Raw genomic sequence first — 20,057 nt, 5'->3', positions numbered from 1 at the left:
GGATGTTGTTTTATTTTTATCATGTTGAGAAAATGAAATCCGTTGCTTTTTCGATTAATTCTTGGAAATTTTCAGGAATCATATGCCCTAACCCTTCCACTACCAACCATAAACATGGGAATTGATACTGTTCAAATAAAGGCTTTAATTTCATTGTTTCTTCATAAAAAGGGTCCCCAGTTCCGGTAATTATACATCCTTTCATCTGTTTCCAATTATTATTTTGTAAAAGTCTTTTTATGGTTTCGATCGTATGAGGAATGATGGCCGGAATCACCGCAATAAACCCACGAGCTTTAAAAATTTGACCAGCTAATAACTGCTCAATCGCCAGTTTCCCACCTTGGGAAGCTCCACTAATGACCATATTTCTTGTTGAAAGACGAGAATCATTAACAAATCGCTGAAACAACTCTTTTAACTCATTCTTAGCGATGACCTCATCGTCCCAATGAAAGGACCGTATTCCATGAACTTGGGAACTTTGTGGAAATGCGAAACGATACGGCGAGTGGTGTTCTAACCAAAATGTCGAAAAATCTTCAGCATTCGAGCCTCTCCAGTGGATAGCAAATATCCCTTTAGAACTTGTTTCATCGCCAGCGTACAAAATTTTAGCGATACCGAATGAACGATTCTTTTCAAATAGTTGCTGATTTTTCTCCCGTATGATAGAAAATCTTTTACACGAATGAAGCGGTTTAAAAAAAGGACTACGGTCCAGGGTAGAAGGATGCCACCACACTCCATGTTGCAAAGCTTCATCTAATAAATCACATGCTTTTTCATCGTCCTCTTCTTGGCTAAGTAAATAAACGTTCAATGATATCGAAATATCTTTCTGCTCGGGAAAATGACGATCGATTAAAGAAAGAAGAAATCTCAAACCTTCTAGATCATTGGCTTCTAACAATTGTAGAAATTTTCGATACAAATGTGGGTATGTCATCCTACTCATCTCATATCCTCCTTTCTGAAAATATTACCAAATTTTTTCATACGTTGAAATATCAAAATTTTAAAATGATTTCGAGTTTCATTTATTGCTATATTCGAAAAATTTGATAAAATAGCAACAATAAGAGAGAAAGAAAGGGTTGAGGTTGAAATGGTGGAAACTAACTATCGAACATTAGATGAACAGTCTGTCATTGAATACATTCAAAACTTATCTATTTTTTCTGCTGATGCAAAGCTAACGTGTCGAGAAATTGGGGATGGAAATTTAAACTTAGTGTTTCAAATTGAGGACCAGCTGACTGAAAAAAAAGTGATTGTTAAACAATCGCTTCCATATGCTCGAGTGGTGGGAGAATCGATGCCGCTTACGGTCGATCGTAATCGGATTGAAGCAGAAGCGCTAAAAGAAGAAGGCAAATACTGTCCTGAACATACTGTACAATTATTCCATGCTGATCCAGATTTACGGATATTTGTAATGGAAGATTTATCTGATCATGTCATTATGCGAAAAGGATTAATTGAAAAACAAGAATATCCGCAATTTGCGGATCATATATCTACATATTTAGCGAACACCTTATTTTATACATCTGATTATTATATGAACCCACTTGAGAAAAAATCGTTAGTGAAACGGTTCATTAATCCAGAGCTATGTAAAATTTCAGAGGACTTAATTTTTACTCAGCCGTATTACGATGCGCCAGAAAATAATATTCCTCCAGGCGTTCGTCCACTAGCAGAGCAAATTTGGAAAGATGAAGAACTAAAAGGAGAGGTAGCGAAGTTAAAACATCGCTTCATGACGAAAGCGGAAGCTCTATTGCATGGGGATTTACATACAGGTAGTATTTTTGTTCGTCCTGATCGTACGAAAGTGATCGATCCAGAATTTGCGTTTGTTGGTCCTATCGGATTTGATATCGGGGCGGTCATTGCCAACTTGTTACTAAATTATGCAGCCCAAGAAGGTTGGGCGGAAAATGAGGAAGAAAAACACGTGGTCCGCTCTCGATTGTTGCAAATGGCAGCCGATGTATGGACATTATTTTCACAAAAATTCACCGCACTTTATGAGAAAGATTGTCACGATCCAATGTTTTCTCAACCATCCTTTAAGGAGTTTACAATGAAAGAGATTTTTTCGGATACATTAGGGTATGCTGGTTGTAAAATGATTCGCCGGATCTACGGGTTGGCACATGTAGCGGATATTGATACAATCAAAGATGATGTAAAACGGTTACAAGCGCAAAGGCTTGCACTGGCCATTGGCCGATCCTTAATTATCAATCGTCATCAAGTTAAACAAATCAATGAAGTGAAAGCACTCATTCAGTCCGTTGAATAAAATTCGGAGAGGGGAAAATACGATGTCATTTATCCAATCCGTTCAATACGATAACGGAACCGTAACCATCTTAGACCAGACAAAATTACCGAATGAAACGGTCTTTTTATCCCTTACGACCATTGAAGAAGTATGGGATGCCATTAAAAAATTAAAAGTGCGAGGAGCCCCTGCGATCGGTATTGCCGCTGCATATGGATTATTGTTAGGGATTCAACATTCATCGGAAGAGAGCTTTCCTGCGTTTTTTGAGGAGTTGAAAAAACAAGCAGAGTATTTAGCTTCTTCCCGACCGACTGCTGTCAATTTATTTTGGGCGTTAAATCGGATGACGGAACGAGCGAAAAAAGAAAAGCACCGCCCAATTGCGGAAATTAAACAGGCGTTAGAGGAAGAAGCGCATGCTATTCGGACAGAAGACGAAGAAGTTTGTCGTTCCATTGGAGAACATGCCCTGACTTTACTAAAAGATGGAATGGGCGTATTGACCCATTGTAATGCCGGGGGAATCGCCACGGCGAAATACGGAACTGCGTTAGCTCCTCTTTATTTAGCTAAGGAAAAAGGATGGAACATACGCGTATATGCGGATGAGACACGTCCGTTATTACAAGGAGCACGATTAACTACTTGGGAATTGATGCAAGCAGGGATCGATGTGACGCTCATTACTGATAATATGGCCGCAATGGTGATGCAAAAAGGTTGGGTACAAGCCGTGATTGTAGGCTGTGATCGCGTTGCCGCAAACGGTGATACAGCCAATAAAATTGGAACGTACGGACTGGCACTACTTGCCAAAGCTCACAATATACCGTTTTATGTAGCTGCTCCACTGTCTACTATTGATTTACAAACAAAAACTGGAGACGAGATACCAATAGAAGAGAGAGAAAGTTTGGAAGTGACCCATGGGTTTGGAAAACAAACGGCTCCAGAAGGGGTTAAAGTATTTAATCCCGCTTTTGACGTGACGCCACATGAACTAATCACGGCTATTATTACCGAAAAAGGGATTGTTCAAGGGAATTATGAACATGAATTACAAGTATTATTTCAGACTAAGTAGGTGTCAGCATGAGTCTTGAGATGTTGAAACAACAAATGTGTGACATAGGTAAACGAATTTATGAGAAAGGAATGGTTGCCGCAAATGATGGCAACCTTTCTGTCCGTATAGACAAAGACGTATTTCTCGTCACGCCAACGGGTGTGAGTAAAGGCTTTTTAACAAAAGACATGCTGTTACTCGTCAACGGAAAAGGTGAAGTGTTAGAAGGAACTTATCGACCTACGTCAGAAATTAAAATGCATTTACGTGTCTATCAAGAACGACCTGATGTTGGTGCTGTCGTTCATGTACACCCACCATATGCCACCGCCTTTGCGGTTGCCGGTATCCCGCTTGATCAAGCGACCATGCCCGAACTTATCGTCCTTCTTGGTTCTATCCCGCTTGCTCCATACGGAACTCCATCAACGGGTGAAGTACCAGAAGCCATTGCCCCATATGTCCATGACCATCAAGGGGTTCTTCTCGAAAATCATGGAGCGTTAACATGGGGAAAAGACTTAGAGCATGCCTATTTTTTAATGGAATCGCTAGAATTTTGTGCGAAAATTAACTGGCTCGCTCGTCAAATAAATGGAGACCGTGAGCTTAACGAACGACACGTGAAACGCTTGCTTGAATTAAAAGAGAAGATGGGGATTCATGGGAAAGCCCCTCAAGGGATCCGTATGGAGTCAGATGTTACAGCAAAAAAAGTATCACCAAAGCTAGAAGTAGAATTGTCTGAACAGGCGATAGAAGAAATCGTTCACCGAGTAACTAACCGACTTATTAAAGCGATTTCCAAAGTGAAAGATGAAATGAACATCAATAAACACGATTAAGACAAGGAAAATAAGAAGGCCTTTAATTGTTTAACGGGTTCCGTTTTGGGGTTAAAGACCATGTATTTCATACACAAAATGGTGTGCAAATTGGCAATCGATTCGGTACGTCATTTGTCTTCTCCTTACAAGGCGTTTCAAATAAAGTCATTCACTTTAGCAAGAGAAAGCTTGAACGATCTCGAAGATGAGGATGAAAAGAATTTATGAGAGCGTCAATTATATGTCAATTCAAGTATCATTTCCATTACCAATTTCCATGAATCGAGATACTCCATCCATCACAGGATTCCTGTGGTGGTTATATGTAAGGAAGGGATAAGGAAAGATGAAATTGTTGGGACATAAAATCTATTTGCGATTTTTAAAGGATACAGATGTGGGACCGTTGGCAGAGATGCACCGTAGAAATCGAGAATTTTGGCAACGGTATACGCCAGATATGCGTCGATTCGAGTTTTAGAGAAGGCAGGATTCCATAAGGAGGGGCTTTCCAAGAAGAACGTAAAGATTAACGGAAAGTGGGAAGATCATTTACACTTCGCTATCATAAATCCAAATGATTCAGAATGACCCAGACGCTCAATTTTCCTATTCTTTGTTACTTAAATAATAAGTAAACATGATAATGACAATGAAAATTAGAAGGCCTTTATTTGTTAGGTCTTCTTTTTTACGAAAGGGGGACCCTTAATGTTGTCGCTAGGACCTATACATATTCCAATTCAATGGGTAATTTTATTCATCGGTGTTTTTGTTTCTTATGGATGGGTGAAGATTTTTTACCGTGAAATCCCCCATAACAGTCCAGATGTACCGACGATTTTTCTATATAGTATCCTGATTTGGATAACCATTTATAAAACAAGTATCGTCATTTTAAAACCACATCTTATTTGGACGAATCCATTAGGTCTTCTTTATTTTACAGGAGGTGATCGGGGACTCGTACTGGCAACAATAGCTACGATCGGATATATTGGGTTTCAAATCGTAAAGAAGAAAGAGGCATGGATTCCATCCATTCTTTTACTAGGTAGTGGATTTACTATTTGGGGGTGTACCTATTTTTTAGGAGCAACAATCTGGAGGGTATTGTAAGTTAGGGATATCGAAACATCTTACTCAATACCTATTCATTTAACAGGCTAAATGTTCAAATATTATTCCGCATTTATATAGATGTAGTTATTGGACTAGCTTCATAATATAAATGGAACAGGGAAAAATATTATAGGTATGTAGTCATTAGTTGGATTTTTTTTCATAAGAAGGCCATGATTCCAAAGTAAATTAATGAAAATGTAGCTCTTTGAATGGAGGGAAATCGTTTGAAGAAAATCATAGGGGCAACAGCTCTCGTCGTTTTGTTAACGGTTGCAGTCGTTCAAACGTTAACGGTTCAAAAACAAAAGCAAACTCTAGATTTGGTCGAACAGGAATTTGTAAATATGTTTCATGAAGTGGAAGGAGTAGATTTGTCGATTTTTGAAGTGCTTGTTCAAGATCAAACACTTAGAAAAAAAGTATTAAACGAATTAAAGATCGATGAGTCAACGAAACGAGAACTCGTCTCTGTTCTTGATCAAAAAAATAATGGGATGATTGATACCAATCAATTAGAAGAATTAATGAATAATCAAGTTTTAAAAGATGCGTTATTTCATTGCATCTTATCAGATCAGTCGCTTCGTAAGGAATTTTTACCTAAATGGGAAGAGTACATTCATCAGGAAGAGTCAGAATTTGTATCCGCAGAGATTGGTGTTGGCTATCCACTTGATAAACCGGCCCCACTTTTTACGTTACCAACGTTATCTGGTCAACCCATTTCTTTAGAACAATTAAAAGGGAAACGAATTATCATCAACTTTTGGGCGACTTGGTGTCCACCTTGTAAAGCAGAAATGCCCGAATTGCAAGCATTTTATAAAGAAAAACCAGCTGATGTAGAGCTTTTAGCCATTAATATTGATCAAGTTGGGGATGTACCTGAGTTTTTAGCTCAATATAATATTACATTTCCCGTTTTAATCGACCATGAGGAAAAGGTTCAAAAAGATTATCAAATCCTTTCTATTCCGATGACATATTTCATTGATAAGGATGGAATCGTCCGTCATAAACATTTAGGAGCAATGACAAAAGAAGATTTACATGCATGGACTCATCCATAACAGGCGTTCAGAAATAAGAACGTCTTTTTTATTTTTCTGAAAATACTTTGGAATGAGAAAAAACAAAAAAATACGTCATATTTTATCAAAAAAATGGAAAAGATAGCAGATAGAATAAATCATTGGAGGGTTCTGAATGAAAAAACGGCGAATGAAATCGTTTCGTGAACTAGTGCAAGAAAATAAACAAGCTTTAATGAATGATCCAGAAGCATTACGAAAAATTGAAGAGCGCTTGGAAAAGAAATACTTCGACAAAGCAGAATAATTGCTCATACTTCCTCCTAGATTGGAAAACATAAAAATAAAAGGGGGGAAAGATATGGGTAATCCGAAAAAAGATTCAAAACATTTTGCACCAAATCATATCGGTACCAAATCTCGATCTGCTGGCGGTAATAAAGGGAAACAAATGCAAGATCAGTCCGGCCAACATGCTCAAGTTATACAAACAAAAGGGGAATAATTGAGTAAATAAGATAGTTATCGTTAACAAAATCAATTTGACGTTCCCTGCATATATTTCGTAAGAAAGTTACACATTATAGATGTACCTTTACAGCAGAAGGAGGAATAAAGGGAATGGCCAATAATAAGCCAAAACCAGATGATCGTAGTGATAACGTAGAAAAGCTACAAGAAATGGTGCAAAACACGATTGAAAACATAGAAGAAGCGGAAGAATCGATGGCTTTATTCTCTAATGAAGACGAAAAGCAGCAAATTGAAGCAAAAAATGAGCGACGTCGCGAAAGCATTGAAGCGATGCGTGAAGAAATCAAAGACGAATACCATAACCAACAACAGTATGAATAAAAAAGAAGCGTCCATAAGGCGCTTCTTTTTTATGCTTATTTACAACGCTAGGCGGTATGAAAAACTCGCTTTTTTCATGCCAATTTTTTGTTCATAAAAGCGGTGAGCGTCTTCCCTTTGAACGCCAGATTCCAGAGCGATGTGTTTACAGCCATTTTCTTTCGCAAAATGTATTAAAAAATTCATCATTTGTTCTCCGTATCCTTTGGAGCGGTTAGCTTCATTCGTCACTAATTCATAAATAAATAAGTGCTTATCGAGATATAAATTGGTTTGAATGGCAACACCAGCAACAGACTGAATATCATCGTTTTCTATTAATGCATAAAGTTCATATCCTTGTTGTTTCATTACGTTTATGAGTTTGATAAACGTTTCCTCATCGAGGTGTGATCGCAGCTGTTTCATCACAGGAAATGCTTGACGCCATTCTTGTTCCGTTTTTAATTGAATCACTTTTGCCATCCGATTCTTCCTCCTTCCACAAAATATTCCATTGTATTCCTTTTTTATTTTATCTTGAATAAAAAATTGTGTTAAGATGAAAACAGTGGTCGAAGTAGGCTTAACTGAAGAAAGGAGAACGTCGACATGCATATTGCGACAAAAGAAATTGATGTACGATATGCAGAAACGGATCAAATGGGTGTCGTGTACCATGCGAATTACTTAATATGGATGGAATTAGGACGAACCAAACTAATCGAGGAGTTAGGGTTTCGATATGCAGATATGGAAAAAGAAGGAATCCTTTCACCGGTTATTGATATTCATGTATCATACAAAAAGCCTGTTCGCTATGGAGAAAAGGCTTATGTCCATACATGGATTGAAGAATACGATGGGATTCGCGTTGTGTACGGTTACGAAATCGTACGTGAAGACAATGAGATTGCCATAGTCGGGACGTCGAAACATGTTTGTGTCAAACGAGATAATTTTCGTCCGATTTCTATTAAACGGTATTTTCCTGAATGGCACGAGGCGTACATGGAAGCCAAAAAACAAGAAAAGTAATAGGAGGAGTAACGATGGCCTTTGGCATCAAGAGAGAAGACATCCGCCAATGGAAACGGACAATAGACGATGGGGGGATTGCGTTTTTAACCCATTTTTGGATAGATGAACGTTTTCCTGGTGTCAAAACGGTAACAAAAGTTGGTTGTCGTGACGTAGACAAGCTAGCCGAATGGGGGAAAAAATATCATTTAAAAAAAGAATGGATCCATTTTCGAAAAGACGGTTACTCCCATTTTGATTTACTCGGCGAAAAGGAAGAATGGATTTTACGTAAAGAAGGAAAAATTAATCAACTTGAACGGTTACGACATAAATTAAACAAATAAGCTGTCTTAGAAAAACAGCTTACGATTGAATGGATTTTACATATTCATAAGTAGGTTCATCCCACTTTTCATTGTATGTAACATGTAGGTCATGGTCTTCAAAATACCAAAGGTCTTTTTCTTCAATATAATAGGTCACGCCGTTTATCACTTGTTGAACAGCTACATCGTTTGGTTCATCTTTCATAACACCAAGAGAAAAACCTTTTTGAAAAGAATCGCATCCACCGTAACGTACAAAAAAGCGAATCGCATCACCTGGCTTGACATTCATTTCCTTTTCAAACCAAGTAATGACCTCATTTGATAGGACTAGTTTCATTTTAAGACCTCCATTACATCGTAGTTACATATATTATATAAAATAAACTTTTGGTATATCTAACTTTTTGCATGAAAGGACGGCTACTCAATATTGTATCCATATACGATCTGTTTTTTAAAACGCGGAGATTGGTCAAGTAATGAAGTATTACTGCTACATCGAAAATATCCACCAAATCAAGGAAAATGGAATGGTGTTGGGGGCAAATTAGAATCTGGTGAAACCATCGAAGCTTCTATTCTAAGAGAAATAAAAGAAGAAACAGGGTTAATTCCTGATGAGATACGTTTTAAAGGCATCGTTTCTTGGAACAGAGCAGGGGGGATGTATGTTTTTATTGGGACGGTGTCAACTGACCCAACGATTGCGTGTAAAGAAGGAAAACTTGAATGGAAATCACTGGATTGGATTGTCACGTCAACTGAAGTCGTTTCTAATATCCCTTACTTTATTCATGACTTATTTACGTATCCTTTTCCGTTAGAACATGCTTTTCAGTACGATGAAGAAGGGAATATTGTTGAATACACAAAAAAACCAATCTATATGTTATCAAATCCTACATAGGAGCGAAAAAGAAGGGCTGCTCATGTTTGAGCAAGCCCTTTCTTTATTGTTGTTCATTTTTTGAAAACAAATGTTTCATCACACTTTCAACCGGGTATGGTGCAATACCTAAACTAACCGCCTCTTCTAACGGATATACGCGATAATTTCGATAATTATTGTGATAAACATACGTCGGATAAAACTGCACATCTGTTATGTCGATGGACGTTCCTTGTTTATTGACGGTTTTTTTGATCGTCACAGTACCCATTCCCCCTAAATCCTTATAATCCTTCCATTGTCCGGATAAAAAGTTTCCTAAGGAGTAAAAAACAACCCCCGTTCTCCCATCGGACAATGGTAGACGTTCAATCGGCTGAAGGACGTGTGGATGGTGACCAAAAATAATATCTGCACCGGCTTCTAATAATTTTTGGGCGAGATGTTTTTGGGCATCTGTTGGTATACGTTGATATTCGTTTCCCCAATGGACACTTAAAATAATGACATCCGCTAGTTCTTTGGCTCGTTGGATATCTTTAACCATCAATTCTTCATCAAGTAAATTAACTAAATACGATTTTCCTTTTGGAACAGGAATTCCGTTGGTTCCGTATGTATACGATAAAACCGCCAATTGAATTCCATTGACTGACATGACTCGTATCTTTTGTCGGTCTGCTTCATTTTTAAACATCCCTGTATACGGCATGCCTACTTGTTCATAGTAGGAAATGGCACTTAAAACCCCTTGTTCCCCTTTATCTAACGTATGATTATTAGCATTTGTCACCATATCAACGCCTGCATAAAGGAGGGCATCAGTTATTTCATAAGGTGTGTTAAATTGTGGATACGTGGATACACCTAATTTTACGCCTCCAGCGATTGATTCTTGATTGGCAATCAAAAAATCAGGGCTGGAAAGAAGGGACCGTATAGGTTCGAACATCTTTGTAAAATTATAAGTGCCATTTTGATAGGCGTCATTGTATACATAACTATGAATTAAAATATCTCCAATCCCCCCAACAACCGCCTCCGTAATGAATGTTTTCTCTAATAAGGAAAGTTTTTTTGGTGAATGGTCTTGGAAGGAATTTATTTCTGGTTTTTTCGATATAAATGAAAAATATGTAATAACTAACAAAACAATCATTCCAATAAAAATCCCATATCTTCCTCTCATGGCTGTCCTCCAAAAAAAGTCTTTACAGTTATTTTACAACAAATCTAGTAAAAATTAATCAATCATGAAAATTAATTGTTTCATCGAACAATCATCTTCCATTTCTTTGTAATTCAAGATAAAATGAAAAGTGTATTCAATTCATCCTTGGGAAGTGTGCTTATGGGATTTACGTATCTAAAGGCTACCAAATGGATTGGTATATTTCTTTTTATTTTTGCGGGTAATTTTATGAAAATTCCTATTTTTTTAGGAATTGACTTTTTATTTGGACCGATCATTTCTTTCCTATTATTGCGTTATGTTGGCTTTACCGCAGGCTTACTATCGGCAGTTTGGAATGGAATCTATACTTATTTTTTATGGGGACATCCATTTGGAATCGTCTTGATGATTGGAGAATATCTCTTTATTGCTTACTTTTATATAAAAACAAAACGTTATTTGATCATTTATGATCTTTCTTACTGGATCTTTGTTGGAGTCCCATTTATTTTTCTATTTTATGCTACTTTGTTGAATGCATCCGTTTTAGACTTAAGCATCATCGCCTTAAAGGATACAATTAATGGAACGGTTAACGCCATCATCGCAACATTATGCATATTTATTATCCAATTTTGGTCGAAAGAAAACCGGAAACAAATGAAGCTCCAAGATTTATTGAATAACATGATTTTAGCCATTTTTGTCATTCCATCGTTATTGCTTTTTACCTATCAAATGAAAAAAGATTGGGAAAACACCGAACAAATGATGTTGGTCCATACGAAGCGAACGGAAGAATCGATTAGCAAATGGCTGCATGTGGCTTTTGAAGATAAAGTCGAACAATTAGAGAAACAAACGACTTTGTTATTATTGAATGACTATACGTTTGATGATCAACTTTCATGGTTTCAGTCCATGCGAGTATCGATTCCAGAACTAGAACAAATCGTTATCAAAGATTTTGTACGGCAACAAGCGGCACAATTTCCCATTACTTCAAATAATTTAAATAAGGAGCTAAGACCGTATACAAAAAAAGAAAAAATTGCTGTTCATTTTATTAAAGGAGAACGTCAAAAGATCAAGCTAACGATTCCGATATTTTATCAACATCCAGAAAGGAAAATGTATCTAGGGGAGCTAGAAGCCACCTTGCTATTTGATGATCCAGCTAATTATATTGAGCGAATGATGGAGAATCAACCAGATATCCATGTTAATCTTTTTGATGAAGATTGGAACGCATATTTTTCGCTTGAGTCGAAAAGGGATACATATTTATTAAATTATTTAAAAATAAGGAGCAATTTTCTCTTTCATAAAGAAATGCCGGTTCTTTGGAACACCACGAATCAAAACATGAATTTTTTAAGCCTAGATCATGCATCATACATCTATGTGAAACCATTTCCTTCCATGAATTTGTCTATTTTGGTGGAAACCCCATTTGAACCGTACAAACGCGATATACTTCGAAAATATGTGATTCAAATGGGGACGGTTTTAATTTTTATTATGATGGCGATTATTGTTTCGTGGCTCATTAGCCGCTGGACGCTACGACCAATTCATCAACTGATTCAATTAACAAGCAATCTGCCAGAAAAAATATTAAAGCAACAAAAAATCATCTGGCCTAAATCGCCAATTGAGGATGTTGTTCGCCTTGTTCAAAACTATGAAAAAATGGAACGGGAATTAGCGGCTTCATTTTCCGAACTGATGAATCAACAAGAGCAACTGGAGTTTTTGGCCAATTACGATCCGCTTACTAAACTTTATAACCGGTATGCGTTGAAAAAAATGTTTAATGAGCTGATGGCAGAAAGGATGAAAGATGGCACTCTCATTGCAGTCATGTATATTGATTTAGACCGGTTTAAGTTAATAAATGATTCTCTCGGTCATGGAATTGGAGACCTAGTCCTAAAACAAATAGCTGACCGAATTAAGTCTACATGCCCACAAGATGCAGTTATTGCTCGACAAGGGGGAGATGAGTTCGTTATTATTTTACATAAATTCACAAATCTTGATCCAGTGCATCAAGTGGCGAGTCGATTAATTGACGTTTTAAGACAACCGATGTACATCGACCAACATGAATTAGCTCTTTCGGCTAGTATGGGTATTAGTATTGCTCCTATGCACGGGGATACGTTTACCGCACTAACCCAGTATGCGGATATGGCCCTTTATCAAGCGAAGGAGAAAGGAAAAAACCAATATTGCCTGTTTGATGATTCGATGGCTACCCGATTTTTGAAAAGGGTGGAAATTGAAAAAGAGTTACGAAAAGCGTTGGAAAAAGGTCAACTAGAGCTTTATTACCAGCCGATTCAAGATGTTCAGTCCGGAAATCTTACAGGGCTTGAAGCGTTAATTCGTTGGAATCATCCAGAAAAAGGACTTATTTCGCCAGGTGAGTTTATTCCGATTGCGGAAGAATCAAACTTAATCATTCCCATTGGAGACTTTGTCTTAAGACAAGCCATCCAGCATATTCGATACATATTACCATATAAACCGGACATTCATGTCGCTGTGAACATTTCCCTTCAACAGTTTACGGACCATATGTTTGTCGAAAAAATTAAATCTTATTTAAAGGAATACGACATTCCGCCATCTGCATTGACCCTTGAAATTACGGAAAGTATTGCTATCACTCAAAAAGAGTTTGTACTAAAGAAATTGTTTGAACTCAAATCACTCGGAGTACGTATAGCGCTTGATGACTTTGGAACGGGGTATTCATCATTAACTTATTTAAAAGATTTACCGATTCATATATTAAAAATTGATCGAAGTTTTACTATGGAGTTACCAAAAAATGAACAAGTGAGCGGCATTGTTCAAACCATTGTAGATTTAGGAAAAAAACTTAAATTATCTCTCATTGCCGAAGGGGTAGAAGAACAACAACAAAAAGAGTTTTTAGCCAAAATAGGATGTGAAGAAATTCAAGGGTATATTTATAGTCCTCCACAACCATTCCAAATAATATGTGAGCAATACATTGTTCCTGTAAAAACGAGCTAGGTATTCGTCTAGCTCGTTTTCGATTATTTATCAACTCATTTTTATAAGACATATATAATCAAGTAAGCAATATGAAGTACATTGTTTAGTGTCATTGAAATAGGGGGTGATACAAATAAAATCTTCATATAAATTTAAGAAAATAAGTAAATGTAAGAACTCCTATTCTAATGAAAGGGGTATTAAGCTCTTTTAAAGCTGAAACGCATGGGACTTACCCAAGCGTTTCTATATGAATAACTTATAATTATTCAAATCCCTTTTACTGTGCTGCAGGGAGGGTACCACCCGCTTGTGAGTAGCGAGCATAAAACTCTTGTAAAAATTGGTTTGCAATATTTGCATCATGAATAATGAGCATGTTTTCGTCGTTTATGTTATTTCCGTTATTACTCCAGTTAGTAGACCCGATTACAACCGTTGGATCACTTGAAGTACCGACATCTATTAGCATGGTTTTACTATGAAGCTTGCGCGTTTCAGCATCTTGGTAAACAGGGGCTGGATTTGCCCAACGAGTATTTGGGTTGTTTTGACTCGATTGAGAAGCAGTACGGCCCGTCATATCGACACTCGCAGACCACCAGGAATTCCAATAGTTTGAATCAAAAATTCCTTTAATGTCAAACCCTGTTAACGTTCCTTCCAAATCATTGTACGAACCTTCCCATTTATATTTTAACTCGTCCACAAGTGCTTGATCACTCCAAGCAAAAATGGAGAAATACGTATTAAAATCAGCTTCTGTTTTTATTAAATTTGCTAGATATCCAATGGCGTTATCTCCTGGTGAAAAGTAAACTTCTACTGTTTTCCCACCCACAGTGACCCAATGAAGAGTATTATCAGTCTTTCGTGAGCTAAAGTTTGCATTCACTGGATCTGGGGTCATGGTGTTACTTCCCCACATTTCGTTAAACTCTGTTTCATATATACTTGCAAGATTTGGAGAATGGATTTCAACAACATGTTGTTGGTTTCCATCTAATATACCTTGACTCATGTTTGTTTCATCGCCGTACAGACCAGTTACTGTAAAGTTCCAGCTGCCCGTAAAGACCCATATATCGTCAACAATTGCAAACTTATTATGCATTTGATTGTCTGGTGAATAATAGGCACCCGGAGATTTTTCTTCCGCATCAACAAACATACGTCCTGTTACCGCTTGTGTTCCTACCGTAACCGTCACTTCAGGAATGTCGCTTGCACTGGAAGGTAACCCATAACTAATCCGTTTTGTACTATCTTCGACTGCAAACATTGGAGAATCTGAAAATACGATAATATCGTCGTTCGTTCCCAATAACAGGTCTTGACCTCGAACCATTTTTTCAATATATAAGCGCATCGTTTCAAACCGATCTGCGTAATAAGGGTCTGTGGCGTCTTTCGAATCGGCAATCACGCGAACTTGTACTCCTTCCGCCGCTTTTTGTATCAAGGTATCGACTACGTTAGGTAAGTTAATTTCATAAGTGGCCAAGTCGATGCTTGTTGTCGCTTGATTTAATCGGTGAATGAGCCGATTTTCTAAGTTCACATTATAGTTAGCTTCATTTCCTGACATTGCATATTCTGAAAGCGCACATTTGTTAAAATAGACGTTAATCGCTCCAGGGGCTTCAGACACGTTGTTTAAATGCTCCTCGGTCGAAGAACATCCAAATTGTGTACCACCATTACGGGCTTTTGGTGTTCCAAGACCTTCAGTATATGTATCCGTAGCCGTTACCCAGTTGCTAGATAAGGTACCACTTTGTGCTGGGTCTAAACGTTCCATCGAAGCTTTCGTATCGTTATCACCAGCATACCATGCATCAACGGTATCAATTAAATTACCTTGGTCATCTCGGAGCTCAAGTACTTCACCAGAATTACTTAAAGAACCACTATAAATCAAATCAGCAACAACAGATGAAACCGTTTGATCATCCGTTCGTTCAAGAAGGAAATATCCTTTTGCAGGAATAGTTCCAGATAGCGAAATGCTTGGAGAACCATCAATTGCTGTTAACGTCCATCCTGCAAGAGAAATAGTTGAGTTTGTGTTATTGTAAAGCTCAATCCACTCGTCATTGTAACTAACCGTTGTTCCCATCCAAGCTACTTCATTAATCACAACATCACCGTATGTGGCTGCATGAACTTTTGAAGTTGGGGTGGTTACTTGATAAAACAGAGTCAATAGTAAAACAACCGCTACTCCAACTCGTAATTGCCTAAACATTATTCATCTCACTCCTTATAATCTTTGTTAACGGTTACTATTAGGATTCTACTATTCTTTCAATGAAATTTTTTTAATTTAATGTTAAAAATAGTTATATTTTATCGGTATATAAAATAAACGCCTAGATAACCTAGGCGTTTACATCCACTTTATTTTCGGTTCCGTTTTATTTAAAATTCGTTTCATATTTGTTCGATGTCGGTATAAAACAAAAAACGCTAATGCTGCAACAACAATGATTAAAGGCCGATCTCCAGTAAAAAGCGTGTACGTAAATGAAAATATCGCCGTTAACATTGAGGATAAAGATACATATTTCGTTACATATAAGCTAACAAAGAAGAAAAGAATGGCGAGTATAAATAGGAGTGGAACATATGCTAACAACACTCCACCTGAAGTAGCTACCGCTTTTCCTCCACGGAAGCCAGCAAAAATTGGATACATATGTCCGATTACCGCAAACGTCCCGACAAGTAGAGGATGAAGTTCAACCCCAAACCATATCGGAAGCAAGGTAGCAACGGTTCCTTTTAAAATATCAGAAATCGTAACCACTAAACCGGCTTTTACACCTAATGTTCGAAACGTGTTCGTCCCTCCAAGGTTACCGCTTCCATGCTCCCGAATGTCAATCCCATAAAAGGCTTTTCCCACTATTAACCCCGAAGGTATCGACCCGAGCAAATACGCACATATAATGACTAACGCAAATTCCATCTTGATAACTCCTTTAACTGTACTTCTTGCTAACTTATTGTACCATGAGAATAGGAAAAATGCTCATTGAATTTGGACGACTGCTAAGAGATTTTTGAACCTTTATCATGTAAATAACGATACGTAGTTAGTAATCCGACAATATATAGGAAGAGGGCGATATAGGCAGGGACAAGATGAATCAAAGTCGTGTAACCAATCCAAAAATGAGTACCAATTCCGGTAACAAATGCCGGAATGCCTCCAATGAAAAACGCGCGCCAAACCCACGAGGCCCCTCTTCGAAATCCCCATAACGAAATAAGAAAAATAAGCGTTCCTACACTGCATAAAGCACTACCAAACCCAGCTCGGTCATGAGCGATCACTGGAATTAACCGTTCGTTCCAATCATTTAACATCTCAGGGGTCATACATATATAAGCAAGGTCGGTCGGGACAAATATCGTCGTTGTACCGATTAACGCAATGACAACTCCTCCAAAGACAAGAGATACACCCAACGAAATAAACGCCAACTGCCCCCATAAACATTGTTTCCACGCTCGATCATTGTAAAGATCAAAGGATACTGGAAGAGCTTTAACGTTTTTAGAAGATTTCATTCCTTTAAGGAAAAATGGAATAAGAATCATCCATAACGATAGATGGAGGAAATCGAAATAACCGTAACCAATAAATAATAAAAAGCCTAAAAATCCAATGATCCCAGCTACATCAATGGCATGTTTCGTCCAGTGTAATCGATATTGAACGCCATATTTCGCTAGAAACATGTACAAAATACCACCTGAGATCATCGTACCCGCTAGAGTCATCCGGTCATGGGACATAAAGGCAAGTAATTGGGGATTCCATGAATATATTTGCTCTCGTGTTGTATTCAAAAACGCTTCGTCATAAGGAAGAATCACAGATGTAACACTAAAAATGAATGCTAGTATTCCTGAAAGAAAAATGATAAGTCCAAACCACCAGTAATATTGCCATCCAGTATATTGAGATTTTTCTAAGTTACCAAAAGAAGTAAATAATAGGGATTCTAATATTCGTTTTGGTAATCCCGGACCTGAGTAGATATAACCATCACTGATAAGTAAAAAGTCTGCACCAGCATGAAGTAACTCTAGCGCATCATTTGGTGATTGGACTCCGCCTTTAATCACGATAGGTAGATGCCAATTCGCTTGTTGTTTCAATAGATGAACGGTTTTTTTTAATAAACGTTGATTTTCCTCCGTAGTCCATGTTCGATCACTTTCAACAACAATTCCGTCTAGAAAGGATTGGATCGGTAGAATTGTTTTACGAATCAGATTGATATCATTCTTGACTGATAAGATAATAGGTTTTCCCATGGCACATTGTCGTAACCCTCGGAGAACTTCATGACTTATAAGCTCGGTCGTCTCAATAATAAATCCATCTCCGTATGAGAATAATTGTTGAATGAGACGAACAATTTCTTCATTTGTACCTCTTAGACGTAAAAGAAAAGGTTGTTGTTTTTTTACTTTTTTCAAGCGATCTTTTACTTTTTTTACTTCAATAGAAGGGAGAGGTTCCGGAAACAATATTCGTTTATTTTTTCGGTCCCATAATGGACAATCGTTTTGTAGCGTACTGTTCACAGTAATGGGACCTATTTCAATAAATCCCCAGCCTAGATGGGTAAATGCTTTCGTTCCTATTAAACTAGGGTCAATCTCACCGGAAAGACCCAATGGATTAGGTACAGTAACATCTCCTATTGTTTTGCTCAATCGCAGATCATTGTCAAAATGCCCTAAGAAGGATATTAACTTAGATCCAAATGGAATCGAAGAAATGAAGGACATGGACCGATGAATAAAATCACGACTAACTTGGGCCGGTAAGCGATGAAGAATGGGTCGGAAAAGCGTATGATATGACCAATCTGGCATGATGTTTCACCTTCTTTTTATCACTAGTTATTAATTTAACATATCTACTTAGTGTTTCTTTCTATGAATCTAAAATATATTTAAATAAGAGCTATGGTATAATTGGATATTGATGGAAAAGGGGTGGTAGAATGTTTGTTGTAAGAAAAACATACCATATTTGTCCAGATCATTATGATCAGTTTATTGATTTTTTTTATACTTTTTTGGTTCCCGATCAATTAAAACATGGAGCAGAATGCATAGGAATATGGGAAAATGATGGGCGTAATCAATTCATGAGTATGTGGTCTTACCCAACTAAAGAGGTTTATGAAACAATTGAAGAACTTGTTCAACAAAATATCAATCATCAGAAAGTCAATTCTACATATGTTGAAAAAGTAGATGTTGATACATGGATTTCAACGAGTTTTCCATTACCAAAACATTATGTGTCCGTCACAGGATACATCACCAACCAGAAAGGGGAGGTTTTATTCGTAAAAAATGTCCACCGCAATGATACTTATGAACTCCCTGGAGGTGTCGTTGAACCTGGCGAGACATTGATGGAAGCATTGAAACGAGAGGTATTGGAAGAAACAGGAGTACATATAAAAGTAGAAGGGATTAGTGCTATCTATCAAAATGTGACAAAAAATGTCTTTTGTGTCACATTCTTTGGAAAATATCTTTCGGGAGAATTACGTACGCATGATGGTGAAACCATGGATGTTCGGTTTGTAAAAATCGATGAATCCAACATCGATCAATGGGTAACTCGCCCACACTTGAAGAAGCGGGTACTAGACGCCTACCGAAAAAAAGGGGTCACTTATACAGCGTATCAACTTCGTCCTTTTCAATTGCTGGAACATTGGTTTACAAGCGATGATGAAAAATAACGGATGCATATTGAAACGTTTTTCCCTCCATTTCGTCTATCACGATAGAAGGAGGGGTGGGAGGAAATGAAATGCGCCATCTCATTTATTGGTTCATTGTTATCTTATCATGCCTTTACTACGGTTGTTCCCATCAGTCATTGGAGTATAACCAGCATACAGTGATAGACCTACCAACCAGTCCCACCCGTACCGATGCTGTAGAATGGAACGGGAAACGGATGAAGGAATTGGCGTTTTATCAAGTCGGTGAAACTTTTCAAGATGTCCATTTGAAAATGGCATTCCATCAAGCTCAGCCTACGGTGTTTAACCATTTTGTCAACATATTGGCTCATCAAGTTCAACTACCAGGTATTGTTGACGTGGAATCCGCTGATTATATGGTACGAGTAACGTTTCATGATGGTTCGTCTGAACAATTTTATTTATGGTACGATGTCGAAACATTTCAAGGGGCGATCATGTCAACTACAAATACAAGTTATATGTATCAAATCGATTCCACATGGCTGAAACCATTTATTCTTCAGGTCCTTTCTAATTAAGGACCATTTTTTATTTTAGTTTTTTATCATTTCCTTTTCGTGGCTGTAGCCGTCACCTCACTATTCTAAGTGAAACAAAGCAGAAGTTGGGGGCCCTGT

General features: G+C 37.5%; 21 protein-coding genes and 1 pseudogene. 15 read left to right on the top strand and 7 right to left on the bottom strand.

The window, feature by feature from the left end:
• Positions 1 to 19: 19 nt before the first annotated feature.
• On the bottom strand, positions 20 to 958 hold the full coding sequence (locus H0Z31_05565) for a hypothetical protein (GenBank protein MBO8176911.1): 939 nt from the start codon (positions 956 to 958) through the stop codon (positions 20 to 22).
• Positions 959 to 1,108: 150 nt separating this feature from the next.
• On the opposite strand from H0Z31_05565, the gene H0Z31_05560 reads away from it, so the two are divergent.
• The 9 genes and pseudogenes from H0Z31_05560 to tlp all read left to right on the top strand — a co-directional run bounded on the left by H0Z31_05560 (position 1,109) and on the right by tlp (position 7,203).
• Positions 1,109 to 2,314 (top strand): S-methyl-5-thioribose kinase, encoded by a 1,206-nt coding sequence (locus tag H0Z31_05560; GenBank protein MBO8176910.1) that lies wholly within the window; start codon positions 1,109 to 1,111, stop codon positions 2,312 to 2,314.
• A gap of 22 nt (positions 2,315 to 2,336) precedes the next feature.
• Entirely contained in the window at positions 2,337 to 3,383 is a 1,047-nt protein-coding gene (mtnA, locus tag H0Z31_05555; GenBank protein ID MBO8176909.1) for an S-methyl-5-thioribose-1-phosphate isomerase, read from the top strand.
• A gap of 8 nt (positions 3,384 to 3,391) precedes the next feature.
• On the top strand, positions 3,392 to 4,210 hold the full coding sequence (locus H0Z31_05550; protein ID MBO8176908.1) for a class II aldolase/adducin family protein: 819 nt from the start codon (positions 3,392 to 3,394) through the stop codon (positions 4,208 to 4,210).
• 328 nt (positions 4,211 to 4,538) lie between these two features.
• Positions 4,539 to 4,783: pseudogene (locus H0Z31_05545) on the top strand (GNAT family N-acetyltransferase).
• Positions 4,784 to 4,903: 120 nt separating this feature from the next.
• Positions 4,904 to 5,311: a hypothetical protein gene (locus H0Z31_05540; protein ID MBO8176907.1), complete on the top strand. Its 408-nt coding sequence runs from the start codon at positions 4,904 to 4,906 to the stop codon at positions 5,309 to 5,311.
• 230 nt (positions 5,312 to 5,541) lie between these two features.
• Positions 5,542 to 6,387, top strand: coding sequence for a TlpA family protein disulfide reductase (locus H0Z31_05535; protein MBO8176906.1), 846 nt, complete (start codon positions 5,542 to 5,544; stop codon positions 6,385 to 6,387).
• Between the two features lie 136 nt (positions 6,388 to 6,523).
• Complete coding sequence (locus H0Z31_05530; protein ID MBO8176905.1) at positions 6,524 to 6,655, top strand: FbpB family small basic protein; 132 nt, start codon at positions 6,524 to 6,526, stop codon at positions 6,653 to 6,655.
• A 54-nt stretch (positions 6,656 to 6,709) separates the two neighbouring features.
• Positions 6,710 to 6,853 (top strand): acid-soluble spore protein N, encoded by a 144-nt coding sequence (locus H0Z31_05525; GenBank protein MBO8176904.1) that lies wholly within the window; start codon positions 6,710 to 6,712, stop codon positions 6,851 to 6,853.
• Between the two features lie 116 nt (positions 6,854 to 6,969).
• On the top strand, positions 6,970 to 7,203 hold the full coding sequence (tlp, locus tag H0Z31_05520; protein MBO8176903.1) for a small acid-soluble spore protein Tlp: 234 nt from the start codon (positions 6,970 to 6,972) through the stop codon (positions 7,201 to 7,203).
• A gap of 39 nt (positions 7,204 to 7,242) precedes the next feature.
• Here the strand turns inward: tlp and H0Z31_05515 are convergent, their stop codons facing one another.
• Complete coding sequence (locus tag H0Z31_05515; protein MBO8176902.1) at positions 7,243 to 7,668, bottom strand: GNAT family N-acetyltransferase; 426 nt, start codon at positions 7,666 to 7,668, stop codon at positions 7,243 to 7,245.
• A 126-nt stretch (positions 7,669 to 7,794) separates the two neighbouring features.
• Here H0Z31_05515 and H0Z31_05510 point away from each other — a divergent pair, with 126 nt between their 5' ends.
• Together H0Z31_05510 and H0Z31_05505 are read left to right on the top strand one after the other, a co-directional pair.
• Positions 7,795 to 8,220, top strand: a complete 426-nt coding sequence (locus H0Z31_05510) for an acyl-CoA thioesterase (protein ID MBO8176901.1) — start codon at positions 7,795 to 7,797, stop codon at positions 8,218 to 8,220.
• A 14-nt stretch (positions 8,221 to 8,234) separates the two neighbouring features.
• Entirely contained in the window at positions 8,235 to 8,549 is a 315-nt protein-coding gene (locus tag H0Z31_05505) for a hypothetical protein (GenBank protein ID MBO8176900.1), read from the top strand.
• A gap of 19 nt (positions 8,550 to 8,568) precedes the next feature.
• Here H0Z31_05505 and H0Z31_05500 read toward each other — a convergent pair whose 3' ends face one another.
• A complete protein-coding gene (locus H0Z31_05500; protein MBO8176899.1) occupies positions 8,569 to 8,871 on the bottom strand; it encodes a hypothetical protein in 303 nt (100 codons plus the stop codon).
• Between the two features lie 93 nt (positions 8,872 to 8,964).
• Between H0Z31_05500 and H0Z31_05495 the strand changes: the two genes are divergently transcribed.
• Positions 8,965 to 9,441, top strand: a complete 477-nt coding sequence (locus H0Z31_05495) for an 8-oxo-dGTP diphosphatase (protein ID MBO8176898.1) — start codon at positions 8,965 to 8,967, stop codon at positions 9,439 to 9,441.
• A 43-nt stretch (positions 9,442 to 9,484) separates the two neighbouring features.
• Here the strand turns inward: H0Z31_05495 and H0Z31_05490 are convergent, their stop codons facing one another.
• The gene (locus H0Z31_05490; protein MBO8176897.1) at positions 9,485 to 10,612 is read right to left on the bottom strand and encodes a CapA family protein; all 1,128 of its coding nucleotides are present in this window, start codon (positions 10,610 to 10,612) and stop codon (positions 9,485 to 9,487) included.
• A 162-nt stretch (positions 10,613 to 10,774) separates the two neighbouring features.
• Between H0Z31_05490 and H0Z31_05485 the strand changes: the two genes are divergently transcribed.
• Entirely contained in the window at positions 10,775 to 13,645 is a 2,871-nt protein-coding gene (locus H0Z31_05485; GenBank protein MBO8176896.1) for an EAL domain-containing protein, read from the top strand.
• A 262-nt stretch (positions 13,646 to 13,907) separates the two neighbouring features.
• On the opposite strand, the gene H0Z31_05480 is transcribed toward H0Z31_05485, so the two are convergent.
• From H0Z31_05480 to H0Z31_05470, 3 genes are all read right to left on the bottom strand, one after another.
• On the bottom strand, positions 13,908 to 15,875 hold the full coding sequence (locus tag H0Z31_05480) for a lamin tail domain-containing protein (protein MBO8176895.1): 1,968 nt from the start codon (positions 15,873 to 15,875) through the stop codon (positions 13,908 to 13,910).
• A 141-nt stretch (positions 15,876 to 16,016) separates the two neighbouring features.
• Positions 16,017 to 16,598, bottom strand: a complete 582-nt coding sequence (gene plsY, locus H0Z31_05475) for a glycerol-3-phosphate 1-O-acyltransferase PlsY (GenBank protein ID MBO8176894.1) — start codon at positions 16,596 to 16,598, stop codon at positions 16,017 to 16,019.
• 83 nt (positions 16,599 to 16,681) lie between these two features.
• Positions 16,682 to 18,523: a dihydroorotate dehydrogenase gene (locus H0Z31_05470; GenBank protein MBO8176893.1), complete on the bottom strand. Its 1,842-nt coding sequence runs from the start codon at positions 18,521 to 18,523 to the stop codon at positions 16,682 to 16,684.
• A gap of 284 nt (positions 18,524 to 18,807) precedes the next feature.
• On the opposite strand from H0Z31_05470, the gene H0Z31_05465 reads away from it, so the two are divergent.
• Both H0Z31_05465 and H0Z31_05460 read left to right on the top strand, forming a co-directional pair.
• On the top strand, positions 18,808 to 19,410 hold the full coding sequence (locus tag H0Z31_05465) for an NUDIX hydrolase (protein ID MBO8176892.1): 603 nt from the start codon (positions 18,808 to 18,810) through the stop codon (positions 19,408 to 19,410).
• 71 nt (positions 19,411 to 19,481) lie between these two features.
• On the top strand, positions 19,482 to 19,958 hold the full coding sequence (locus H0Z31_05460; GenBank protein ID MBO8176891.1) for a hypothetical protein: 477 nt from the start codon (positions 19,482 to 19,484) through the stop codon (positions 19,956 to 19,958).
• Positions 19,959 to 20,057: the final 99 nt, after the last annotated feature.

Origin of the sequence: Bacillus sp. (in: firmicutes) (genome assembly GCA_017656295.1) — a bacterium.
Lineage (GTDB): Bacteria > Bacillota > Bacilli > Bacillales > JACDOC01 > JACDOC01.
This window is presented reverse-complemented; position numbering and strand designations above follow the sequence as displayed.